At 63.7% G+C, this 20822-nt stretch carries 15 protein-coding genes; 4 read left to right on the top strand and 11 right to left on the bottom strand.

Going from position 1 to position 20822, the window contains the following annotated elements; all coding sequences use genetic code 11:
* Positions 1 to 8: 8 nt before the first annotated feature.
* From U741_RS0102955 to U741_RS0102930, 5 genes are all read right to left on the bottom strand, one after another.
* A complete protein-coding gene (locus U741_RS0102955) occupies positions 9 to 719 on the bottom strand; it encodes a heme-copper oxidase subunit III family protein (RefSeq protein WP_029889003.1) in 711 nt (236 codons plus the stop codon).
* A gap of 28 nt (positions 720 to 747) precedes the next feature.
* Positions 748 to 1452, bottom strand: a complete 705-nt coding sequence (locus U741_RS0102950; RefSeq protein ID WP_029889002.1) for a cytochrome c oxidase subunit 3 family protein — start codon at positions 1450 to 1452, stop codon at positions 748 to 750.
* Positions 1449 to 3248, bottom strand: coding sequence for a cytochrome c oxidase subunit I (locus U741_RS0102945; protein ID WP_052378436.1), 1800 nt, complete (start codon positions 3246 to 3248; stop codon positions 1449 to 1451). Before U741_RS0102945 ends, U741_RS0102950 begins: the two co-directional genes overlap by 4 nt.
* On the bottom strand, positions 3248 to 4648 hold the full coding sequence (locus tag U741_RS0102940) for a c-type cytochrome (RefSeq protein ID WP_029889000.1): 1401 nt from the start codon (positions 4646 to 4648) through the stop codon (positions 3248 to 3250). The genes U741_RS0102945 and U741_RS0102940 overlap by 1 nt, the downstream gene beginning before the upstream one ends.
* A gap of 871 nt (positions 4649 to 5519) precedes the next feature.
* On the bottom strand, positions 5520 to 7139 hold the full coding sequence (locus U741_RS0102930) for a flavin-containing monooxygenase (protein ID WP_029888999.1): 1620 nt from the start codon (positions 7137 to 7139) through the stop codon (positions 5520 to 5522).
* A gap of 178 nt (positions 7140 to 7317) precedes the next feature.
* Between U741_RS0102930 and U741_RS0102925 the strand changes: the two genes are divergently transcribed.
* Complete coding sequence (locus tag U741_RS0102925; protein WP_029888998.1) at positions 7318 to 9204, top strand: MFS transporter; 1887 nt, start codon at positions 7318 to 7320, stop codon at positions 9202 to 9204.
* Here the strand turns inward: U741_RS0102925 and U741_RS0102920 are convergent.
* Positions 9201 to 11357: an acetyl-CoA hydrolase/transferase C-terminal domain-containing protein gene (locus U741_RS0102920; RefSeq protein WP_029888997.1), complete on the bottom strand. Its 2157-nt coding sequence runs from the start codon at positions 11355 to 11357 to the stop codon at positions 9201 to 9203. The genes U741_RS0102925 and U741_RS0102920 overlap by 4 nt on opposite strands.
* Before the next feature lie 175 nt (positions 11358 to 11532).
* Here U741_RS0102920 and U741_RS0102915 point away from each other — a divergent pair, with 175 nt between their 5' ends.
* The gene (locus U741_RS0102915; RefSeq protein ID WP_029888996.1) at positions 11533 to 13704 is read left to right on the top strand and encodes a PQQ-dependent dehydrogenase, methanol/ethanol family; all 2172 of its coding nucleotides are present in this window, start codon (positions 11533 to 11535) and stop codon (positions 13702 to 13704) included.
* 53 nt (positions 13705 to 13757) lie between these two features.
* Here the strand turns inward: U741_RS0102915 and U741_RS0102910 are convergent, their stop codons facing one another.
* The 4 genes from U741_RS0102910 to U741_RS18170 form a co-directional block, all read right to left on the bottom strand.
* On the bottom strand, positions 13758 to 15458 hold the full coding sequence (locus U741_RS0102910) for an alkaline phosphatase D family protein (protein ID WP_043110176.1): 1701 nt from the start codon (positions 15456 to 15458) through the stop codon (positions 13758 to 13760).
* Between the two features lie 63 nt (positions 15459 to 15521).
* Complete coding sequence (gene rluF / locus U741_RS0102905) at positions 15522 to 16304, bottom strand: 23S rRNA pseudouridine(2604) synthase RluF (RefSeq protein ID WP_084154628.1); 783 nt, start codon at positions 16302 to 16304, stop codon at positions 15522 to 15524.
* 3 nt (positions 16305 to 16307) lie between these two features.
* Positions 16308 to 17075, bottom strand: coding sequence for a ParA family protein (locus U741_RS0102900; RefSeq protein WP_029888993.1), 768 nt, complete (start codon positions 17073 to 17075; stop codon positions 16308 to 16310).
* 76 nt (positions 17076 to 17151) lie between these two features.
* Entirely contained in the window at positions 17152 to 18210 is a 1059-nt protein-coding gene (locus tag U741_RS18170) for an alpha/beta fold hydrolase (protein WP_029888992.1), read from the bottom strand.
* A gap of 98 nt (positions 18211 to 18308) precedes the next feature.
* On the opposite strand from U741_RS18170, the gene U741_RS0102890 reads away from it, so the two are divergent.
* Complete coding sequence (locus U741_RS0102890; protein ID WP_029888991.1) at positions 18309 to 18650, top strand: antibiotic biosynthesis monooxygenase family protein; 342 nt, start codon at positions 18309 to 18311, stop codon at positions 18648 to 18650.
* A gap of 152 nt (positions 18651 to 18802) precedes the next feature.
* Here the strand turns inward: U741_RS0102890 and U741_RS0102885 are convergent, their stop codons facing one another.
* A complete protein-coding gene (locus U741_RS0102885; protein ID WP_029888990.1) occupies positions 18803 to 19852 on the bottom strand; it encodes a substrate-binding domain-containing protein in 1050 nt (349 codons plus the stop codon).
* A gap of 281 nt (positions 19853 to 20133) precedes the next feature.
* Between U741_RS0102885 and U741_RS0102880 the strand changes: the two genes are divergently transcribed.
* Positions 20134 to 20685, top strand: a complete 552-nt coding sequence (locus U741_RS0102880; RefSeq protein ID WP_084154627.1) for a formate dehydrogenase subunit gamma — start codon at positions 20134 to 20136, stop codon at positions 20683 to 20685.
* Positions 20686 to 20822 lie beyond the last annotated feature (137 nt).

Genomic DNA, 20822 nt, shown 5'->3' with positions numbered 1-20822 from the left:
GAGCTCCCTTACCAGAGATAGAAGAACGCGAAGATGAAGACCCACACCAGGTCGACGAAGTGCCAGTACAGGCCGAGGATCTCGACCTCTTCATAGCTGCCCTTGCGGCCGGTCATCAGGCCTGGGCGCCGGGCGTCCAGCGACCCCCGCATGACCTTCACCGACATGATGATCAGCGCGATCACGCCGATGCTGACGTGGGTGCCGTGAAAGCCGGTGATCATGAAAAACGCGGCGCCGAACTGCGGTGCGCCGAAGGGGTTGCCCCAGGGCCGCACCCCGTCCTCGATCAGCTTGGCCCACTCGAACACCTGCATCCCCACGAATGACGCGCCAAGAATCGCGGTCAGCACCAGCAATGCGGCGGTCACCTTGCGGTTTCGCTCGTAGCCGTATTTCACCGCCAGCGCCATCGTGCCGCTCGAGCTGATCAGCACGAAGGTCATGATCGCAATCAGCAGCAGCGGAACCTGCGTTTCGCCGATGTACAGCGCAAACACCTCGCTGGCGTTGGGCCAGGCTTCCGGCGTCGAGGCCCGCACGGTCATGTAACCGACCAGAAAGCAGCCGAAGATGAAGGTGTCGCTGAGCAGGAAGATCCACATCATCGCCTTGCCCCACGGCGCCGTCTTGAAGGCGCGCTGGTCAGAGGCAAAGTCGGACACCAGTCCCTTGACCCCGGGTGTCAGCGTGTCGGCGGCAGCAGTGGGATTGCGCATGGGAACGACCTCCTCGGGTGTATCGGGCTTACAGCCCCGACCGACAGAACGCGTAAAGCGGCTCGGCGCCGACAAACAACGCACCGAACAGCACCGCCCACACCAGCAGCAGGAAGTGCCAGTAAAGCGCGCAAAGCCCGACGGCCTCGCGCATCTGCGCCAGGCTGGCGCCCTGCTGTAACCGGAGCACGACGCGGCCTAGGGCAAACAGCCCGCCGAGCAGGTGCAGGCCGTGCAGCGTGCTCATCAAGGCGTAAAAGGCACTGCCGACAAACGCCGATGCGTAGTAGCCGACGCCGACCAGGTCGCGCCAAAGCAGGTATTGCCCAAGCAGGAAGGCGGCAGTCGAGCCAGTTCCCAGCGCGAGTGCCGCCCAAAAAAGCGAATCGTTCGCGCGCTTGGCTGCCGACCATGTGGTCTGCAATGCAACGCTGGCCAGCACCAGCATCGCGAAGTTGAACCATCCCGAGGTTGGCATCGGCAGAAATTGCCAGTCATCGGTGGCGGCCATGCGCATCATGTAGGCGCTGAGCGTCAGGCCGAACACCGAGGTCACCACCGCCAGAAACACCACCAGGCCGACCCGCGGACCGGTGAACCATTCCGGGGCCTGGCGCAGCGTGGCCGCCTGACCGTGATTGGCCACCCACGGCGTGACATTGACCGACTGGCGCACCAGCCAGCCGACGAACACCGCCATGAGAATCGCGAGGAACAGCAGCGTGTAAGTCATCGGCCGGTCTCCGTCTCAGGGGTCGACTCAGACTGCATCTCGACTTGGTCGGGCGGCACGTTCTGCGGCACGAAATCATCCTTGGCGCCGGGCAGGCCGTAGTCGTAGGGCCAGCGGTAGACCACTGGCAGTTCGGCGCCAAAGTTGCCGTGATGCGGCGGCGTGTGCGGCGTCTGCCATTCCAGCGTGGTCGCATTCCACGGATTGGGCCCGGCCTTCTTGCCATTGCGCAGGCTCCACACCACGTTGAACAGGAACAGGGTCTGCGCCAGCGCCACGATGATTGCCGCGACGGTGATGAACACGTTGAGCGCCTGCACCGAGTCCGAAATGAACGCGGTCTCGCCGTAGGCGTAATAGCGGCGCGGCACGCCCTCGAAGCCCATGTAGTGCATCGGGTAATAGACCGCGTAGGTGCCCAGAAAGGTGACCCAGAAATGGATCTTGCCGCCCAGCTCGTTGAGCATGCGACCGGTCACCTTGGGGTACCAGTGATACAGCGCGCCGAAGATCACCATGATCGGCGCCACCGCCATCACCATGTGGAAATGACCGACCACGAAATAGGTGTCGGACAGCGGCACATCGACGGTGACGTTGCCCAGAAACAACCCCGAAAGCCCACCGTTGACGAAGGCGAAGATGAAGCCAATCGAAAACAGCATCGGCACGGTCAGTCTGATGTTGCCGCGCCACAGGGTCAGCACCCAGTTGTAGACCTTGATCGCCGTCGGCACGGCGATGATGAGCGTGGTGGTGGCGAACAGGAAACCGAAATACGGATTCATCCCGCTGACGTACATGTGGTGCGCCCAGACCACAAAGCTGAGGCCACCGATGGCGATGATCGCCCAGACCATCATCCGGTAGCCGAAGATGCTGCGCCGCGCGTGGGTGGCAATCAGATCCGAGACGATGCCGAACGCCGGCAACGCCACGATGTAGACCTCGGGATGGCCGAAGAACCAGAACAGGTGCTGGAACATCAGCGGACTGCCGCCTGAGTGATCCGACATCTCGCCCAGGTTGAGCATGGTCGGCAAGAAGAAACTGGTGCCGATCAGGTGGTCGAGCAACATCATCAGCGCTGCCACGAACAGCGCCGGAAAGGCCAGCAAGGCCAGCACCGTGGCCATGAAGATGCCCCAGATGGTCAGCGGCAGGCGCATCAGCGTCATGCCGCGGGTGCGCGCCTGCAACACCGTTACCACGTAGTTGAGGCCGCCCATGGTGAAGCCGATGATGAAAAGACCCAGTGACACCAGCATCAGCACGATGCCGCCGTCGATGCCCGGCGTGCCTGGGCTGACCGCCTGCGGTGGATAGAGCGTCCAGCCGGCACCGGTGGGGCCGCCCGGCACGAAGAAGCTGGCCACCAGCACCAGCACCGCCAGCAGGTAGACCCAGTAGCTCAACATGTTCAGATACGGGAACACCATGTCGCGCGCGCCACACATCAGCGGAATCAGGTAGTTGCCGAACGCGCCCAGCAAAAACGCGGTGAGCAGGTAGACCACCATGATCATGCCGTGCATCGACACGGCCTGGAGATAGTTGGCCGGGTCGATCAGCGGCAGCGACTCCGGAAAGGCCAACTGCAGTCGCATGATGATCGACAGTGCCAGCGCCACCAGCCCGATGGCGGTGGCCGTGACGGCGTACTGCACGGCGATCACCTTGGCATCCTGGCTCCAGATGTATTTGCCGATGAAGGTCTTGGGGTGAGGCGGCAGCTCCATTTCGCCGACCTCGGCCGGCGGTGCCGTCGACACGGCGTCATAAGCGCTGTTGGCCATCAGTGATCTCCTTCGGTCGGTTGCAGATCGGCGGTGTCTCTGGGCTGCAGGGTGTTGATATAGGCCACCACGTCATCGACGGCCGTGTCGCGGCCCAGTACGCGCGCCATCTCGGCCATCTGCCAGCCGTAGGCATCGTCGGCATGGCGGCCACGGATGCCCTGCTTGAAGTTGTTCAACTGCGTTTTCAGATACCAGTCGTCCAGGACCACCAGTCGCGGCGCATTGGTCGCCCTGATGCCCTGCCCGCCCTGGCCGTGGCAGGCCGCACAGGTGCTTCGATAGACCCGCGCTCCTCGCGACGAGTAGCCGTCTACCGTGGGACGTACCGTGGCCGGCGTGAGCGAACCGATATAGGCGGCGACATCACGCATTGCCGCATCGTCGGTCAGCATCGCCGCGAAAGGTCGCATCTCGGCCCCGTGCGTGTCGTCGGGATGCGTGCCGCGCGCGCCGTCGCGGAAGTAGGCGAGCTGGCGCGCCAGGTACCAGGGGTCCTGACCGGCAATTTGCGGCGCGTTGAGCTCGCGGTTGCCATGGCCGTCCGCGCCGTGGCAGGCGGTGCACGGCGCATAAAGCGCTTCACCTGCGTCGGGGTCGGGCGCCGGCCGCGCCATCAGGTCGGCATAGGTTGGCTGCTCGTCCAGCCACGCGTCGTAATCGGACGTCGCCAGCACCTCGACCTTGCCGCGCATCGCGAAGTGGCCGATGCCGCACAACTCGGCACAGAGAATCTCGAAAGTGCCGGTGCGGCTCGGCGTCAGCCACAGATACGAAAGTTGGCCGGGCACAAAATCCATCTTGGCGCGGAACTGGGCGACCTGGAAATTGTGCAACACGTCACGTGAGCGCAGCATCAGTTTGACCGGCTGGTCGACCGGCAGCATCACACGGGAATTCATGATCAGGACGTCGTCCTGTCCTTTGGGGTCATCGGGCACCATGCCGAACGGGTTGTCGTCATCGACCAGCCGCGCGTGGACCTGACCGAACTCTCCATCGGCGCCTGGATAGCGGAAGCTCCAGTGCCATTGCTGGCCGACGACTTCGACTTCGTGCGCGTCCTCGGGCACGGTCACGTAGTCGGCCCAGACCACCAGCCCGGGTGCCAGCAGGGCGGCAATGCCGACGCTTGTCAGACCGGTCAGCCACAGTTCGAGTTTCTGGTTTTCGGGCTCGTACTCGGAACGGCGGTTGGCGTTGTAGCGGTACCGCAGGATGGCGTAGACCATGAACAGGTTCACCGCCACGAAGACAAAACCGGTGACCCAGAACGAGATGCTGATGGTGTCGTCGATCGAACCCCAGTTCGATGCCAATGGCGTCAGGTACCAGGGGCTCAGAAAGTGAAACAGGATCGTGCCCACCACCAGAATCACCAGTGCAATCGCGATAGCCATTCATCGCCCTCCTGCAGGTTGCGTCGAGGTGGCGTGCGGGCACGGCAACTTGTCGCCGGGCAGGCGCCCCGTCGCGTTTGAATGCGGATAAAAGCGCCGCCGCGGATGATCTTTAGGCGCCACGGGCGAGCCCAGCAAGGCTTGTCGATGGGTCAAGGGCGCGTCGGAGAATGTGCGCGTTGCAGGCCGGGCGGGTCCTGCATCCGTGGCGCGGGCCGCGGGTGTTCGTAACGACTGACCGGCATGGCCGGCTGTCCACGTCCACGTCTTCATGCTGCTCTCCCCCCGGGGCACCCGCCGCGGGTATGTCAAGCGGCTCTTTGGCGGCTTACATGGGCTTGTCATACAAGGAAACGACCGGGGGCGCAAGCAAAATGTGCAGCGCTGACAACGTTTTTGGTACGCGACCGGGGGTTCAATCAAGGCGCCAGGCGAGGCGCCGTAGCGCTCACCGGGACGACAAACCCGCGGGCGATGGCATTGATTCGCGCAACCTGACGTCCGTGTCGATCGCGGCTTGATCAAAACGCCGCCCAGGCCGCCACCCGCCCGGGGTCAGGCGAACACAAGCCGCCAATTGCATTGGCGCCCCGTCAGCAAACTAATGCCGTTGGTCGCAGACGAGCGCCGCAGCCAGATCGGGCGGCGTAGCGTCAATGCAGCATCCACATTTTTCTTTTCACCACTGACGGGAGACGCACCATGATCAAACAGGATTCCACCGGCACCCTGACCGCCGTGACCTTCATCTTCGGCGCGCTGGGCATCGCAATACTCTGCGTTTACGGCGTGTCGGTCTAAACCCCAACATTCGCTTCAAGCAGCAAAAAGGCCGCAGTTGCGGCCTTTTTGCGTTGAAATCGCAGCAACCTCAGGCGATTTCGAAACCTTCGTAACCCTTCGCCTTCACCGTTTCGCAGGTTTCGCGATAGGCGTTGACGCCGCCCAGATACGACAACATGCGGCGCGGCTTGCCCTCGACATTGGCGCAGGTGTACCAGGAGTCGGTGTTGGCCACCAACGTCGGTTTTGACACCTCGTCGTGGTGCTGCAACCACTGCTCTTCGGCTTCGGCCGTGGCCTCGATCGTTTGGCCGCCTTTGTCACGCACGTACTTGATGCACTCGTTGATCCAGTCGATCTGCTGCTGCAGGCAGGTCGGCACGTTGCAGAACGCGGCAGCCGGCGCGAACGGCGCCATGGTGGTGAACAGGTTGGGATAGCCGTGCACCTGCAGGCCCATCATGGTGCGAATTTCCTGGCCCCACTGCTGCTTGAGCGAGATACCGTCACGGCCGCGAATGTCGATGCGCGTCAGCGAGCCGGTGCCGGCGTCGAAGCCCGTCGCCATGATCAGAATATCGAGCGGGTATTCGGTGCCGTCGGCCAGCTTCAGGCCGGTCTCGGTGATCTCGGTGATCTTGTTGCCCTTGACGTCAACCAGGGCGACGTTGTCTCGGTTGTAGGCCTCGTAGTAGCCGGTTTCAAGTGGCACGCGGCGGGTGCCGAATTCGTGATCACGCGGCACCAGCAGATCGGCCACTTTTGGGTCTTTGATGCGAGCACGGATGCGCGCTTCCGCAAACTTTGAGAACTCGTGTGCCACCTCGGTCTCAAAAAACACGTCGATAAAGCTTCCCACCCAGAACGCCAGCGACCCGTCGTTCCACAGCGCCTCCATCGCCTCATGACGCTTGTCGGGCGGCAATTCCGCAAAGGTGCCGTCCTGAAAGTCGAACTCGAACCCGGCGAAAGTACGTTGCACTTTCTGGCGCATTTCGTGGAACGAGTCGTCGAACACCTTGCGGTCGGCGTCGGTGAGTTTCGGGTTGCGCATGGGAATCGACCAGTTGGCCGTGCGCTGAAACACCGTGAGGTGCTCGACCTGGCTGGCGATGGTCTGAATCACCTGAATGCCGGTGGCGCCGGTGCCGATCACGCCCACGCGCTTGCCGCTGAAATCAACGCCATCTTTCGGCCAGCGGCCGGTGTGGAAGATCTGGCCCTTGAACTTCTCGTGCCCCGGGAAGGGCGGCACCAGCGGTGCCGACAGCCCGCCGGTGCTGGCGAGGATGAACTGGGTATTGACGGTTTCGCCGCTGTCGGTTTTCACCGTCCAGCGCTGGGTTGCGGCATCAAAATGGGCCGACTCGATGCGGGTGCCGAAGCGGATGTCCTTGCGCAGATCGCATTCGTCCGCCACGAAATTGAGGTATCGCTCGGTTTCGGCCTGGGCCGGAAAGCGCTCGCTCCAACGCCATTTCTTGGCCAGCGATTCCGAGAACCAGTACTGATAAACATGCGAGGCTGAATCGACTCGCGCGCCCGGGTAGCGGTTCCAGTACCAGGTCCCGCCAACGCTGTTGCCCGCTTCAAAGCAGCGAACGTTCAGCCCCTGCTCGCGCAATCGGTACAAGCCATACAGGCCGGCGATCCCAGCCCCGATGACCACGGCGTCGACGTGTTGCGGCAGGTTTTGAGCTTGACCCATTTGAGACTCCTCCAAGTGAGACCGCCGCGTGGTTCGCGGACGAATTAGGCGTGCTGGTGATGGAGAGAATGAGAAGCCTTGGCCGAAACCTGAACAACTACCCGTCTTGGTGGGCGCGGCAAAATCGGGCGTCGCCACTGGCTATGCTGCGGGTCCCCGCCCTCAAGGTCTTGTGTGAATGATGGACCCGAGTCAGTTCCGATTGCTGGGCAAACGTCGCTTCGGCCCGTACTTTTTAACGCAGGCGCTGAGCGCCTTCACTGACAACGTGTACCGAAGCGCGCTGGTTGTGTTGCTGGCCTTTGGCGGCGCCGGACTGTCGCCGGGGCAGATCGACCTGTACGCCAATGTGGCGGCCGCGCTGTTCATCTTGCCGTTCTTTCTGTTCTCGGCGACTGCGGGGCAAATTGCCGACAAGTACGAGAAGTCCACGCTGATCCGCTGGATCAAGTTGTTTGAGCTGGGCGTGGTGGTGCTGGCCGTCATTGGCTTCATGGAGGGCAGCATGACGATGCTCTTGGCCCTGCTGTTTTTGATGGGCACGCAATCGGCATTGTTCGGGCCGGTGAAGTATTCGATTCTGCCGCATTGCCTGCGTCGCGCCGAACTGGTGGGCGGCAATGCCCTGGTGGCTGTGGTGACGTTTTTGGCGATTCTGCTCGGCACGATGTTGGGCGGCTGGTTGGTCGTGCAGGGCAGTGGGCCGCATTGGGTTGCGGCCACTGTGATGGCCCTGGCAGTGCTGGGTTATGCAGCGTCGTTCGGCATTCCTCGGGGTGTCGCGGCGGCGCCGGACCTGCGCATCAACTGGAACCCACTTGCCGAAACCTGGCGCAACTTTCAGTTCGTGCGCGGCAATCGCACGGTGATGCTGGCGGTGCTCGGGATCTCATGGTTCTGGTGCTTCGGCGCCGTGTTTCTGTCGCAGTTACCAAACTACTCTCGCGTGCATCTGGGCGGCGATGTTGTGGTCATGACCCTGTTGTTGGGCGTGTTTTCGCTGGGCATGGGCGTCGGCGCATTGCTCTGCGAGCGGCTGTCAGGCGGCAAGCTGGAAATGGGTCTGGTGCCGCTGGGCTCCATCGGCCTGACTTGGTTTGGAATTGATCTGTACTTCGCCATGCCGGAGGCGGTTGTCGAGGCCGGGATCACCGTCGAGACCTTTTTCAGGTCGATTGCGAATCACCGCATGCTTTGGGATCTGGGGCTGATGGGGCTGTTCGGCGGTCTCTACATCGTGCCGCTTTACGCGCTGATACAAACCCGGACGGATCCCCAGCATCTGTCGCGGGTCATCGCCGGCAACAACATTCTCAATGCAGCGTTCATGGTGGGCGCGGCGGTCATGTCGATCGTGCTGTTGCAATGGCTGGGGTTGAGCATTCCGCAGTTGTTGTTGCTCACGGTTTTGGTCAACGCTGCTGTTGCGATTTTCATCTACTCGCTGGTGCCCGAGTTCGTGATGCGGTTTCTGGTGTGGATCATCATCAACACGCTTTACCGCATCCGCAAAACCCGACTCGATCACATTCCGGATGAAGGCCCGGCGGTGATCGTCTGCAACCACGTCAGCTTCGTTGATGCCGTCATTCTCGGCGGCAACATTCGGCGCCCGGTGCGTTTTGTGATGTACCACAAGATCTACAACGTGCCGGTGCTGAACTTCATTTTCCGCACGGCCAAGGCCATTCCAATCGCCGGGGCAAAAGAAGACCCGGTGCTCATGGCGCGCGCTTTCGCCGAAATCGAAGTCGAGCTCAAAGCGGGCAACGTGGTCTGCATTTTCCCCGAAGGCGGATTGACGATGGATGGCGAGATTCAGCCATTCCGCGCGGGCATTGAACGCATCATCAAGGCGACGCCAGTGCCGGTGATTCCCATGGCGCTTCAGGGTTTGTGGGGCAGCTTTTTCAGCCGTCGCGACAGTGCGCTGAAGCGTGCGCGTCTGCCGAGGCGCGTCTGGTCGGCGATAGGCCTGGTGGCGGGCGAGCCGGTGCCGCCAGAGAAGGTCAGCGCCGCCGACTTGCAGCGGCGGGTGCAAGCGTTGCGCGGTGATCTGGCTTAGGGCTTGTTCTCGAGCGCGTCGATCAACAACCGCTGCACGACCCGATCTTGAAGTGTGTTTGGCGTATCGAGCTTCATTCGCGACAGGTGTGGCTGTAGGGATGCCGGAATCGGCCCGCCGCGCAGCGCCTTGAGCACCAGCTTCCACTTCGGCGTGTTGCTCGCGGCCGCCTTCACCTTCGGCAGTGCCCGCGCGAGGTCGAGCTCGATGTCGGTGAAGTCGTGTCCGAACGGGAAGTCGGGGAAAAGCCCGCGCTTGCGCAGCGCAGCCATCCGCTGCTGGAGTCGCTCCGGCGTGTTGAGCCGGGCGTGGTCGGGAATGCGCCAGCCCGTGTCGATCTTGCCGGCTGACTGTGCCTGCTTGAGCAGGTCGTCCTGAAAGCGTGCATCGGCAATCTCGATCAGCGCCTTGGCCACGTCGCTGTCGGTTTTCCCGCGCAGATCGGCCATGCCGTATTCGGTGATCACCACGTCGCGCAGGTGACGCGGGATGGTGCAGTGACCGTAGTTGAGGACGATGCTGGAGCGCGCCCCGGAACCCACGCCCCGGGTGGCGCGCACCATGATCACGCTGCGACCGGTGGGCAGTTGATGCGCCATGGCAACGAAGTTGTATTGCCCGCCCACGCCGGAGACGACGCGCCCGTCGTCCAGCCCGTCCGATACCGCCGCGCCGCTGAGCGTCACCATCATCGCGGTGTTGATGAAGCGTGCGTGCTGGCGTTGGGCGCGGTACAGGCGCGGGTTCAAGTCGAGCTGGTTCACCTTGTCGACGCCGGTCATGGCAATGCGGCGCCGCTGGTCTTCGGGCATGTTGCGCAGCGCGTCGTAAAAGGCATTGGGGCCGAGGAAGAAGCCGCCGTGCAGCACCACCCCGTTGCGAAGCTGCGTGCCCAGACATTTCTCGGCCATGGCGGCGCGGGCGTCGGGGTCGGCCATGTTGGCGCGAATCCGCTGGCCGTCGGGCGCGATCAGTGCACCCGCTTCGTAACGGGTGCCGGCAGTGAACACGCCGTGCTGTTGCAGGCGGTCAAAGTCGTGGCCGCGAATCATCCGTACGCCGAGCGCGTTAAAGCCTTCGAGCAGGCCGATGTCGAGCGTCTCGGGGTCGCAGCGGCCATCGTTCACCAACTGCTGAAGCGCCCAAAAGTCATAGACCGGGCGCTTGAGCACCCCGGCCTGCATCAGGTGCAAGAAGCCGTCGACCAACATTTCACTGGCGCCATACAGGCCTTGATCGAAGGGCGCGCTGCCGCCCTCGCGCGCCAGCCAGTCGCCGTACCGGGCATCGATGTGAAAGGCGCTTAGCGCAGCCTGATAGTCGGCGTTGTGCTGGTGCCGGGCGAGCGCGGAATGGACGATGGCATCACCGAGCTGGCCAATGCCGATCTGCAGCGTGCCGCCGTCCTTGAGCAGGGTCGAGGCATACAACCCAATCGCGTGATCGGCATCGCTCACGGGTTGCTTGGGCGCACAGAACAGCGCGTGTTCTAGCGCCGGGTCGTCGATGACGTGATCAAACGTGTCGACCGTCACCTCGGCGTCGTGATGCATGAACGGCAGGCGCCGGTTGACCTGTGCCACCACGGCCACCTTGCGTTCGCCGCGGGCCTCGGCGGCGCGCATCAGGGCAATCAGCTCGGGGCTGGTGTCGGGGTTGCACGACAGTGAATAGCGCGGGCCATCAGCGCCGGGTTCGCAGGCGACCATCTGCGCGGCGACGTTGCAGCCCTGGGCGAACACGTCGCGCGCAGCGTGGGTGTAGTTGCTGCTGATGTAGTCCTGCTGCGCCTGGGCGTTGCCGAGCTGGCTTGCGGGGGCAAAGAAGAACTCACGAATCGACACGTTGCCGGGCAAGGTGCCGGCGCGCTGGTCGGCCACGTAGTCCAGCTCGGGCGCGTCGCCGAATACCCGCTCGATGAACGGGCCGAGGAAGGCCTTTTCGACCGCGTTACCCGGCACCGGACGGGCGAGCGACAGGGCCGTCAACACGGTCAATCTCAGGGTGGGATCGACTTTGGCACGCGCATACAGTGCGTTGATCAGGGCGACGGGTTTGCCCAGGCCCAAGGGCACGCCCAGGCGAATGTCATGGCCGAGGTGCTGTAAAAGCGCATCAACACAGGGTTCCGGTGAGGCGTGGTGCTGTGGCATGGCAGGGCCCGATAGTGAAGACGCATTGTTCCTGATGCGCAGGCGCGGCGCTGTGTCACGCACCCGGACGGGTAGGGTGCGCCGGTGATTTCGGACACTAAACTGTTCTGGGCCCAAAGTTCGTCAGAAACCCGGGTCGCGACGTAAGTCAATCTGAATCCAGGAGAGCACCACGATGTTGACTCGATCCCTTTGGGCCCCCGCCCTGCTGTGTGCGTTACTCGCCGCCTGCGGTGGCGCGAAAACCGATGCGCCCGCGCCCGAGCCCGAAATGACCGATGACGCCAAGGCGGCCACTGCGGCGATTGCGGCCGTGGACGGTGATCGCATCATCGCGGCCGATGAAGAGCCCGGCGTCTGGCTCAGCCACGGCCGCACCTACAGCGAGCAGCGCTTCAGCCCGCTGACCGACGTGACCACAGAAAACGTGGACGAGCTGGGTCTGACCTGGGCCTACAAGCTCGATCACGACCGCGCTGCGCAGGCGACACCCATCGTCGTCGACGGTGTGATGTACGTCACCGGGCCGTTCTCGGTGGTATCGGCACTGGATCCGGTGACCGGCGAAGAGCTGTGGAAGTACGACCCCAAGGTGGCGCTGAGCAAGGCGCGTGATGGTTGCTGCGGCGTCGGCAATCGCGGTGTCGCGGTCTGGAAGGGCAAGGTCTACGTCGGTGTGTACGACGGCCGCCTGGCTGCGCTTGACGCCAAGACCGGCAAGGTCGATTGGGAGGTCAACACCATCATTGACGAGAACCGCAGCTACACCATCACCGGTGCACCGCGTGTCGTCAAAGACATGGTCATCATCGGCAACGGCGGCGCAGAGCTCGGTGTGCGCGGCTATATCACCGCCTACGACACCGAAACCGGCGACCAGAAATGGCGCTTCTTCACCGTGCCGGGTAACCCGGAAGATCCGCCCGAGTCCAAGGCCATGGAAATGGCGTTGCCGACCTGGACCGGCAACTGGTGGGAGTTTGGCGGCGGTGGCACGGTGTGGGACGCCATGGCCTACGACCCCGAGCTGGACCTGTTCTACATCGGCGTTGGCAACGGCTCGACCTGGAACCGTAACGTGCGCAGCGAAGAGGGCGGCGACAATCTGTTCGTGTCGTCCATCGTCGCGCTCAAGCCCGATACCGGCGAGTACGTCTGGCACTACCAGACCACCCCCGGCGACAACTGGGACTACACCGCCACCCAGCACATGGTGCTGGCCGAGCTGGAGATTGGAGGCAAACAGCGCAAAGTGCTGATGCAGGCGCCGAAGAACGGTTTCTTCTACGTGCTCGACCGCGAAACCGGCGAACTGCTGTCAGCCGAGAAATTTGCGCCGGCCAACTGGGCCTCGCATGTCGACATGGAAACCGGTCGCCCGGTCGAGACCGAAGAAGGCGACTGGTCCAAAGAAGGCAAGCTGGTGTCCCCCGGCCCGCTGGGCGCGCACAACTGGATGCCGATGTCATTCAACCCGCAAACCGGGCTGGTCTACATCCCCATGCAGGAAGCGGTCGCTTACCTCGCGCCGGCACCCGACCAGAAGTTCCGCGGCAAGGGCACCTGGCACCTCGGTTCACAGCCGCTGGCGCTGCCCGAGAACCCTGAAGAATTGGCCGGCGCCGTGGCCGCGCATCGCGGGCACCTGATTGCCTGGGACCCGGTCGCGCAGAAGGAAGTTTGGCGCCAGAGCCACGTCACCCTGTGGAATGGCGGCACCCTCAGCACCGCCGGCAACCTGGTGTTCCAGGGCACGGCCGATGGCCGCTTCGTGGCCTACTCGGCTGACAAGGGCGAAAAGCTGTGGGAATCGCCCGCCAACACCGGCGTGCTCGCCGGGCCGATCACCTATGAAATTGACGGGGAGCAGTACGTGACCGTCGCGGCGGGTTGGGGCGGCGCCTTCCCGCTGGCGCTGGGCGGTCTGTCAGAGCCGGCCAAGGTACAGCCGGATGCGCGCATCCTCACCTACAAGATCGGCGGCACGGCGACCCTGCCGGCGCCCAAGCCCGGTTTGATCGCCCTGCCCGAGCCACCCGAAGTCACCGGTGACGAGGCGCAGATTGCCGCAGGTCGTGAGCTGTACAACGGCCATTGCGGCATGTGCCACGGGCCCAATGCCATTGGCAGCTCGGTGGTCCCTGATCTTCGATACATGACCGCGGAAACGCACGACATGTTTGCCGGCATCCTCGCCGGCGCGTTGGCCGAGAAGGGCATGCCGCCGATGATGGACATCCTGACGCCTGATGATGTGGACGCCATTCATCAGTTCATCATCAAGCGCGCCAACGATCTGAATGACCAGGTCAAGGCCGCCAAGGAAGCGGAGGCCGAGGCGGGCTAAGGGCAAGGGCTGAACCAAAAAACCCGGCCTTGGCGCCGGGTTTTTTGTGTTCTTCAAGGCGCCAAAACAGGGGGATTCTCCGGGGGCGCCACCGGCGCACGGCGCGGCTGACGGGTGATGAAGTTGCTGCCTGCCGCCGTGGCGTAACCGATGGCAAAGGTTTCGCCAGCGTCGGGCGCGGCCACGGTGGGCACGTACCAATATTCGCCCACGGTCTCGCCGGGCGTGATGTCCATCAGCAGATAGCCGCGGCGTGTGACTTCGATGTATTGCATGTGCGGGTTGAGCAGGCGCAGGGCGCTCGCCAGATCGGGCACGGCGGCGAGCTGGTCAAGGCCGGTCGAGGTCACCGAAGTGCCGACGAATTCCACCGCCAATGACCCGGCGCCGGTCAGCGGGTTGTAGGCCATCAGGTTTTCGGGATCGGGCGTCAGGTCCATCACCCACGAGCTGTGGATGTCGCCGGTCAGCACCACGGTGTTGGCGATGTTCCGCGTGCTGAGATGGTCAAAAATCGCCTGCCGCTCGGCCGCGTAGCCATCCCACTGATCCGGGTTCAGGTAGACATCGGTGAGCCCTTGGCCGCTCGCCAGGACCAGCGGAATGGGCAGCGCAGCCAGCGCGCCCAGCGGCAGGTCGGGCAGCGGCGTGAGTTTGAATTGGCCGAACATGACCTGCTGCCCCAGCACTTTCCAGGTTGCGGTCGACGTGCTCAGCCCGCCCAGCAGCCAGTCGCGCTGCTCGGGGCCGATCAGACGTCGGTCCGGGTCGAAGTTGCCAGGATCGTTGATGCCTAGCTCGTCATCACGGTCGAACAGCCGCGTGTCGAGCATCCACAGGTCCATCAGCCCGCCGAACTCGAAACGCCGCCAGATGCGGTCAGGGTTGCCGGGCTCGGGCAGACGGATCGGCATCCATTCGTCGTAGGCCTGCTGCGCCCAGCGCTTGCGGACCTGCCAGATGCCTTCGCCGCCGTCTTCAATGGTGCCTTCGGTGTGATTCTCGGCGCTGTCGCGACGTGAGTTGTTGGTCGATTCGTGGTCATCCCACACCGCAATCCACGGGTGTTGGCGATGGGCCGCCTGCAGGTCGGGGTCTGCCTTGTACTGGGCGTGGCGCTCGCGGTAGTCCTCCAGCAGGATGGTCTCGCGACGCGGTTCGTGGGCACGGCCGACGCTGCCGGCAGCGCCGGTTTCGTACAGGTAGTCGCCGAGATGCAGCACCAGATCGAGGTCGGCGCGCGCGGCGATGCGGGCATAGGCGTTGAAGAAGCCGGCGGGATAGTTCGAGCAGCTCACCACCGCGACACGCATGCGTTGCGGATCGAGGCCGGCGGTACGGGTGCGGCCGACCGGCGAGCCAAAGCCCAGCGCGTCGAACCGGTAGTAATACGTTGCGCCGGGTGTCAGGCCGGTGGCGTCGTGCTTCACCGTCCAGTCGCGTGCGGCCAACGCGGTGACCGCGAATGTGCGTGTGTTCACCCGAAAGCCGGGGTCATCGGCGAGTGTCAGCGTTGCCGGAATGTCACCGCCCATGCCCTGCGTCGGCGTGACGCGGGTCCACAGAATCACCCGATCGGTGAGCGGATCGCCCGAAGCGACGCCATGTTTGAAGGGGTTCTCGCCCGGCATCAAGCCGTCAATGCCCACCGATGACGAGCACGCCGCCAGGGGCGCGACGGCCGCCCCGGTCGCGGCGCGCTTGAGAAATTCACGCCGTGACCACCCGCCTGCATCGCCCCTGACCTTGCCCATGACGCCTTCCCCACCTCAACTCGGATGGCGTCAAGATTAGGCCGCACGCACGACAATCTCGTGTCAGCGCGGCTGCATTAGGCTCGATTTATGCCACGGATTGGGCTTGGCTTCGGCGGGCGAGGCCGTGGCTGCCGGCGCGGCGGCGGGTCGTGGCGCCGGTGTGTTGGCCAGCAGGTCGCGCAGCTCATCCTCACCCAGGTCACGCCATTGGCCGCGGGCAATGCCGGCCAGGTGAATGTTGACGATGCGCACCCGTTGCAGACGCCGAACCACATAGCCAAACGCGTCGCACATACGGCGGATCTGCCGGTTCAGCCCCTGGGTAAGCACGATGCGGAACACGTTGCGGTCGATCTGCGTCACCTCGCAGGGCTGGGTCACCGTGTCGAGAATGGCGACGCCGCTGGCCATGCCGCGCAGAAAGTCGTCGGTAACCGGCTTGTTGACGGTGACGATGTATTCCTTCTCGTGGCCGTTCTCGGCGCGCAGGATGGGGTTGACGATGTCACCGTCATTGGTCAGCAGAATCAGCCCTTCCGAGTCCTTGTCGAGCCGCCCGATGGGGAAGATGCGCTCGGCATGGTTGATGAAGTCGATGATGTTGCCGCGCACGCGGCGCTCGGTGGTGCAGGTAATGCCGACCGGCTTGTGGAAGGCGATGCAGACGTTCTTTTTGGCGCGACCCATGGTTTCGCCATCGACGCGCACGTCGTCGCCGTCATTCACCTGCGTGCCCAGCGTGGCGAGCGTGCCGTTGACCGTGACCCGCCCGGCCTCAATCCACGCGTCGGCGCCGCGCCGCGAGCAGATGCCGGTTTCGCTGATGAACTTGTTGAGCCGCACGCGTCAGCGCTTCAGTGACTTGAACAGGGCCACGTAGTCGCCGGTGATGCGATGGCTGCGGTCGTGCCAGATCAGCGGCACATGCGCCTCGTGCGATTCCTTCACCTTCACCGAGCTGCCCAGGGTCTGCTTGAGCACCGGATGGCCCTCGGCGCGCAGCTCTTCGACCAGCCGCGTCGGCAACTTGGAGCGGCTCTGAAACTGGTTGACGATGATCCCCTCGATGGCCAGATCTTCGTTGTGATCGGCGCGAATCTCGTGCAGGTTTTCCAGAAGGGTATAAAGCGCCTGACGCGCAAACTCGTCGCAATCAAACGGGATCAACACGCGATCTGCAGCGATCAGCGCCGAACGGCTGTAAAAGTTCAGCGCAGGCGGGGTGTCGATGAACACCGCGTCGTAACCGCGCAGTTTCTTCAACGCATCGCGAAACTTGTAGATCTTCTGCTTGGCTTCGAGCTTGACGATCAGCTCTTCCAGCCGCGGACTGGCGGCCACCACATCGAGGTTGTCGAACGGCGTGCGGCTGGCAAAGCTGGCAAACGCCGGCGACTGCAGCGAGAAGCCCAGAGTCGAGTCGAAGAAGTCGGCAATGGTCTTGTCGGGCGTGCTCGGCGCGCTGCCGGTCAGGTACTGGGTGGCGTTGCCCTGAGTGTCGAGGTCAATCACCAGGGTGCGCAGGCCCTGACTGGCGGCGATGGCCGCGAGGTTGCAGACGATGGTGGTCTTGCCCACCCCGCCTTTCTGGTTGAACACCACGCGCTTGGTCATTGCCCTTCCCTTGAATGATGTGTTGCCAATCGGCCGCAAAGTTTAGGCCAAGGGGCGCGCCTTCACCGTTGCGCGCTCAACCGAGCAGCGCCCGCACGCCTTCGGCGATCTCGACGCCCGTGTACTCCTCGACGAAATGCCCGACGTCGGGATAACGATGCGTGCGGGCCGCCATCTGCGGCAGCGCGGCGTGCCACTGGGCAACCACTTCATCCTTGCCGCAGGCATCCCAGCCGCCGAAATACCCGGCAACGCCGATGTCTTGACCCTTAGGGCCCCAGGCGGCGCCAATACGGCTCTGGATGTGACGGTAAAACGGCCCGGTATCCTGCGTGCCCAGGCCGGGCACGGTGTAGCGATAGCCGTGGCCCCAATAGGGCGTGTGACGCACGTTACGTTGTGAGCTGAGCGCGTTGATGCGTGTGCCAAATTGCGCGCACCACACCGATTCCGGGGTGTCCATGTCGCGCGTGAGGCGCCCGCTGTAGTAGCGCGCGACCATGCCTGCGATGCCGGCGGTGAAGCGTGGCAGGCCTTGCGGCACGGCATGCGAGACCACATAGGCCGATACCGCACCCCACAGGTGGGCGGGCACCAGGTCGGCGGTGCGGTACCACGGCAACATGGGATAGGGGTAGTTGGTGTAAACGAAGCCTTGGGCCGGCATCGGGAACACGGTGGAGTTCATGACCACCAGGTGGGTGACCCGCTCGGGCGAGTCGATGAGCGCGCCGATCCCGATGCCGCCACCCCAGTCATGCACCAGCAGCGTGATGTCGCGCAGGTCCAGGTGGGCCACCAACTGTTTCAGGTTGGCGGCGTGGTGCATGTCGACCATTTCGAAGCTGGCCTGATCCGAGCGCCCGAAACCGATGTGGTCCATCGCGACGATGCGACACGGGGTGCCGGAGGCGATCAGGTGATCGCGCACATGGCGGTAGGTGTAACTGCACTCCGGGTTGCCGTGCACCATCAGCACAGTGGTGCGCGGCGTGCCTTCGCCCACGGTGACGTCGTAATAAAACAGCGTCTTGCCGGCATCGGGCCCCTCGCCCAGCGTGAAGTGGCGCGCACTGCCCGGTGGACAGTAGTCATCGGGCACACGGGTCATCGGGCTGTTGGTCGGCAACGACATGGGGGCGTCTCCGTCGGGTGGCTGCCGAGGATAAACGGCTCTGCTTCACCAGGGCTCTGGCATGCTGATCCCATGGTTCCCAGCCTTGGAGGCCCCGCGTGAAATACATCTTCGAAGTGCGTGTCATCCCGCCGTATACCGTCGCCGAATACGCCGCCGGGTGGGTCGAGGCCAGCCGCATCATCCAGCAGACACCCGGCGCGCTCGGCACCGAGCTGCACCGCAAGATCGGCAGCGATGACACCCTGCTAGCCATTGCCCACTGGCAGTCCAAAGCCCACCGCGACGTCAAGGACGACGATCGTGACGCCACCGTGAAAGCCATCCTCGCCAAGCATCACAAGACCTGCGAAATCACCCTGATCGGCGAGTTCGACGAGCCCGAGTGGGTCGTCAGGCTCGACAAAGACGAGCAGGGCGACTTCGGGACCATGCCCTGAAAAACGTCGTTCAACGCAAACGCGCGAAGGGGTGAAGCAAGGACGCAAAGCAAAAGCAAAGCAATAAAAGCGCAGAGAAAACCAAGGAAAAGATCTTTGCCTCCTTTCTTGTTTTCCTTTGCGCCTTCGCGTTGAGCCGCTTTGAGCCTGACCTACAGCCCCAACACCGTCCCCGAGTCCATCGCGTCGTACCCGGCCAGTGCGTTGATGCGTGCGCGCAGTTCTGGGTTGCGCAACTCGTCCAGCACGGCGTCGGCTGCGGTGCTCGCCAGCCACTCCGTGGTGCAGGCGAAGTAGTAGCGCTCAGTGATCAACGGCAAGAAATGCAGGCCGAAGCGTTGCGCCGGGGTCTCGACGCCGAAACCGACATCGGCCATGTCGCTGGCGATGTAGGCGGCCACGGCGGCGTGGGTGAACTCGGTAACGTCGTAGCCGGTGATCTGTCGCGGCTCGACGCCTGCGTCCTTGAGCATCAGGTCCAGCAGATAGCGCGTCGCCGCTTCCGGCTGGCGGTTGACGAAGCGCAGGCCCGGGCGCGTTAGATCGCCAAGGCCGGTGATGCCCAGTGGATTGCCCGGCGCCGCCATCAGCCCCTGGCGCCGGGTGGCGAGCTGGATCAGCCGGTGGCGGGCCGGGTCCAGCCAGTGGCCGTAATGGGCGCGCATGGCAGTCTCGAACCGCCCGGTCGGCACGTGAAATCCGGCGAGATCGCAGCGCCCCTGGGCCAGCCCGGCCAGCGCTTCGGTGCTGCTGCAGTAGCGCAGATCCAGCGGCAGGCCCTGCTCGGAGAATCGTGCCCGCAGCGTTTCCACCGCAAAGCCGTGGCTGGCGTGCAGGCGCAGGATGCCCTGCGCCTGGGTCAGCGCCCGCTCGATCTCGGTTTCGATCTCCGCGCTCAGGCTGTCCATCACCGGCCCCAGCCGCGCGGCGATGCGACGGTCTGCCCACACCAGCTTCTCGCCCAAGGCGCTGAGCTTGGCGCCCTGGCCGCGACGGCTGATGAGGAAGGGCGCGCCAAAATGCCCCTCGGCGCGTTTGATCAATCCCCAGGCATGGCGGTAGGACAGCCCCAGCCGCGCACAGGCCGCGCGCAGCGTACCCGTGTCGTGCACTGCGACCAGCAGCGCGATCAGCCGCGGCAAGCCGTCAAAGCCGGCGCCCTGGGCAAGCTGCCACTGCGGGGTGATCTGGATGCGGTACATGGGCGGGCCGGGTAGGGAATCAGAAGCGTTCAACGCAAAGGCGCGAAGGAAAACAAGAAAGGACGCAAAGATTTTTCTTTGATTTTCTCTCGGCTTTCTTGCCTTGGCTTTTTCTTTGCGTCCTTGGTTCACCTCTTTGCGCCTTTGCGTTGAACGCTGTTCGCTTTATATCGGCTTTTGAAAGCCGATTAAAGTGGGCCAGCACCGCCAATTGTTGGGTGCTGCGGGCTTTCGGGATCAGAATCAGTCAAAGAATCAAGGCCACCCATCGGGATGCCCATATGCTTGAGGAGACATATTCAGGGACTCCGCCGCGCAGCGGCAAGCGCCGTGACCGGGTGATTGCCATCCAGGTTGCGCCCGGCGCCGACCTGCCGCCCCTAGAACGCGAGGCCGTGCACACGGCAGTGCGTGAACAAGGCCCCAAGCCGGGCGGCCTGATCGAGGTGCTGCACGCGGTGCAGGCGCGGCTGGGCTGTGTGCCGCCACGCACCGTGCCGCTGATCGCCTACGGGCTGAACCTCACCCGCGCCGAAGTGCACGGCGTGATCAGTTTCTATCACGACTTCCGCGAGCAGCCGCCGGGGCAGCGGGTGGTCAAGCTCTGCCGCGCCGAGGCCTGTCAGGCGGTCGGCGCACGGGCTCTGGAAACCCACCTGCGCGAGCAACTCGGCATCGACCTGCACACGACCACCCCCGACGGCCGCGTCACCCTCGAACCCGTGTATTGCCTCGGCAACTGCGCGCTGGGACCATCGGTGATGATCGACGGGCGCCTGCACGGACGGGTCACGCCGCAAGGGCTGGAGCGGCTGCTGGGGCAAGCGCCATGAGCTGGGTCAAAAGCGGTTCAACGCAAAGGCGCAAAGAAAAAAAAGAAAGGACACAAAGATTTTTTGTTGTTGTGTTTCCTTGCTTGGGCTTTTCTTTGCGTCCTTGCTTCACCCCTTCGCGCCTTTGCGTTGAACGC

Origin of the sequence: Polycyclovorans algicola TG408 (genome assembly GCF_000711245.1) — a bacterium.
In the GTDB taxonomy this organism is placed as follows: domain Bacteria; phylum Pseudomonadota; class Gammaproteobacteria; order Nevskiales; family Nevskiaceae; genus Polycyclovorans; species Polycyclovorans algicola.
The sequence above is the reverse complement of the archived record's forward strand: the minus strand, read 5'-3'. Positions and strand labels throughout refer to the sequence as shown.

What these genes read in the sequence shown, in the direction of transcription:
- U741_RS0102955 (WP_029889003.1), bottom strand. Translation starts at nt 719, where the DNA reads ATGCGCAATCCCACTGCTGCCGCCGACACGCTGACACCCGGGGTCAAG.
- U741_RS0102950 (WP_029889002.1), bottom strand. Translation starts at nt 1,452, where the DNA reads ATGACTTACACGCTGCTGTTCCTCGCGATTCTCATGGCGGTGTTCGTC.
- U741_RS0102945 (WP_052378436.1), bottom strand. Translation starts at nt 3,248, where the DNA reads ATGGCCAACAGCGCTTATGACGCCGTGTCGACGGCACCGCCGGCCGAG.
- U741_RS0102940 (WP_029889000.1), bottom strand. Translation starts at nt 4,648, where the DNA reads ATGGCTATCGCGATTGCACTGGTGATTCTGGTGGTGGGCACGATCCTG.
- U741_RS0102930 (WP_029888999.1), bottom strand. Translation starts at nt 7,139, where the DNA reads ATGGGTCAAGCTCAAAACCTGCCGCAACACGTCGACGCCGTGGTCATC.
- U741_RS0102925 (WP_029888998.1), top strand. Translation starts at nt 7,318, where the DNA reads ATGATGGACCCGAGTCAGTTCCGATTGCTGGGCAAACGTCGCTTCGGC.
- U741_RS0102920 (WP_029888997.1), bottom strand. Translation starts at nt 11,357, where the DNA reads ATGCCACAGCACCACGCCTCACCGGAACCCTGTGTTGATGCGCTTTTA.
- U741_RS0102915 (WP_029888996.1), top strand. Translation starts at nt 11,533, where the DNA reads ATGTTGACTCGATCCCTTTGGGCCCCCGCCCTGCTGTGTGCGTTACTC.
- U741_RS0102910 (WP_043110176.1), bottom strand. Translation starts at nt 15,458, where the DNA reads ATGGGCAAGGTCAGGGGCGATGCAGGCGGGTGGTCACGGCGTGAATTT.
- U741_RS0102900 (WP_029888993.1), bottom strand. Translation starts at nt 17,075, where the DNA reads ATGACCAAGCGCGTGGTGTTCAACCAGAAAGGCGGGGTGGGCAAGACC.
- U741_RS18170 (WP_029888992.1), bottom strand. Translation starts at nt 18,210, where the DNA reads ATGTCGTTGCCGACCAACAGCCCGATGACCCGTGTGCCCGATGACTAC.
- U741_RS0102885 (WP_029888990.1), bottom strand. Translation starts at nt 19,852, where the DNA reads ATGTACCGCATCCAGATCACCCCGCAGTGGCAGCTTGCCCAGGGCGCC.
- U741_RS0102880 (WP_084154627.1), top strand. Translation starts at nt 20,134, where the DNA reads ATGCTTGAGGAGACATATTCAGGGACTCCGCCGCGCAGCGGCAAGCGC.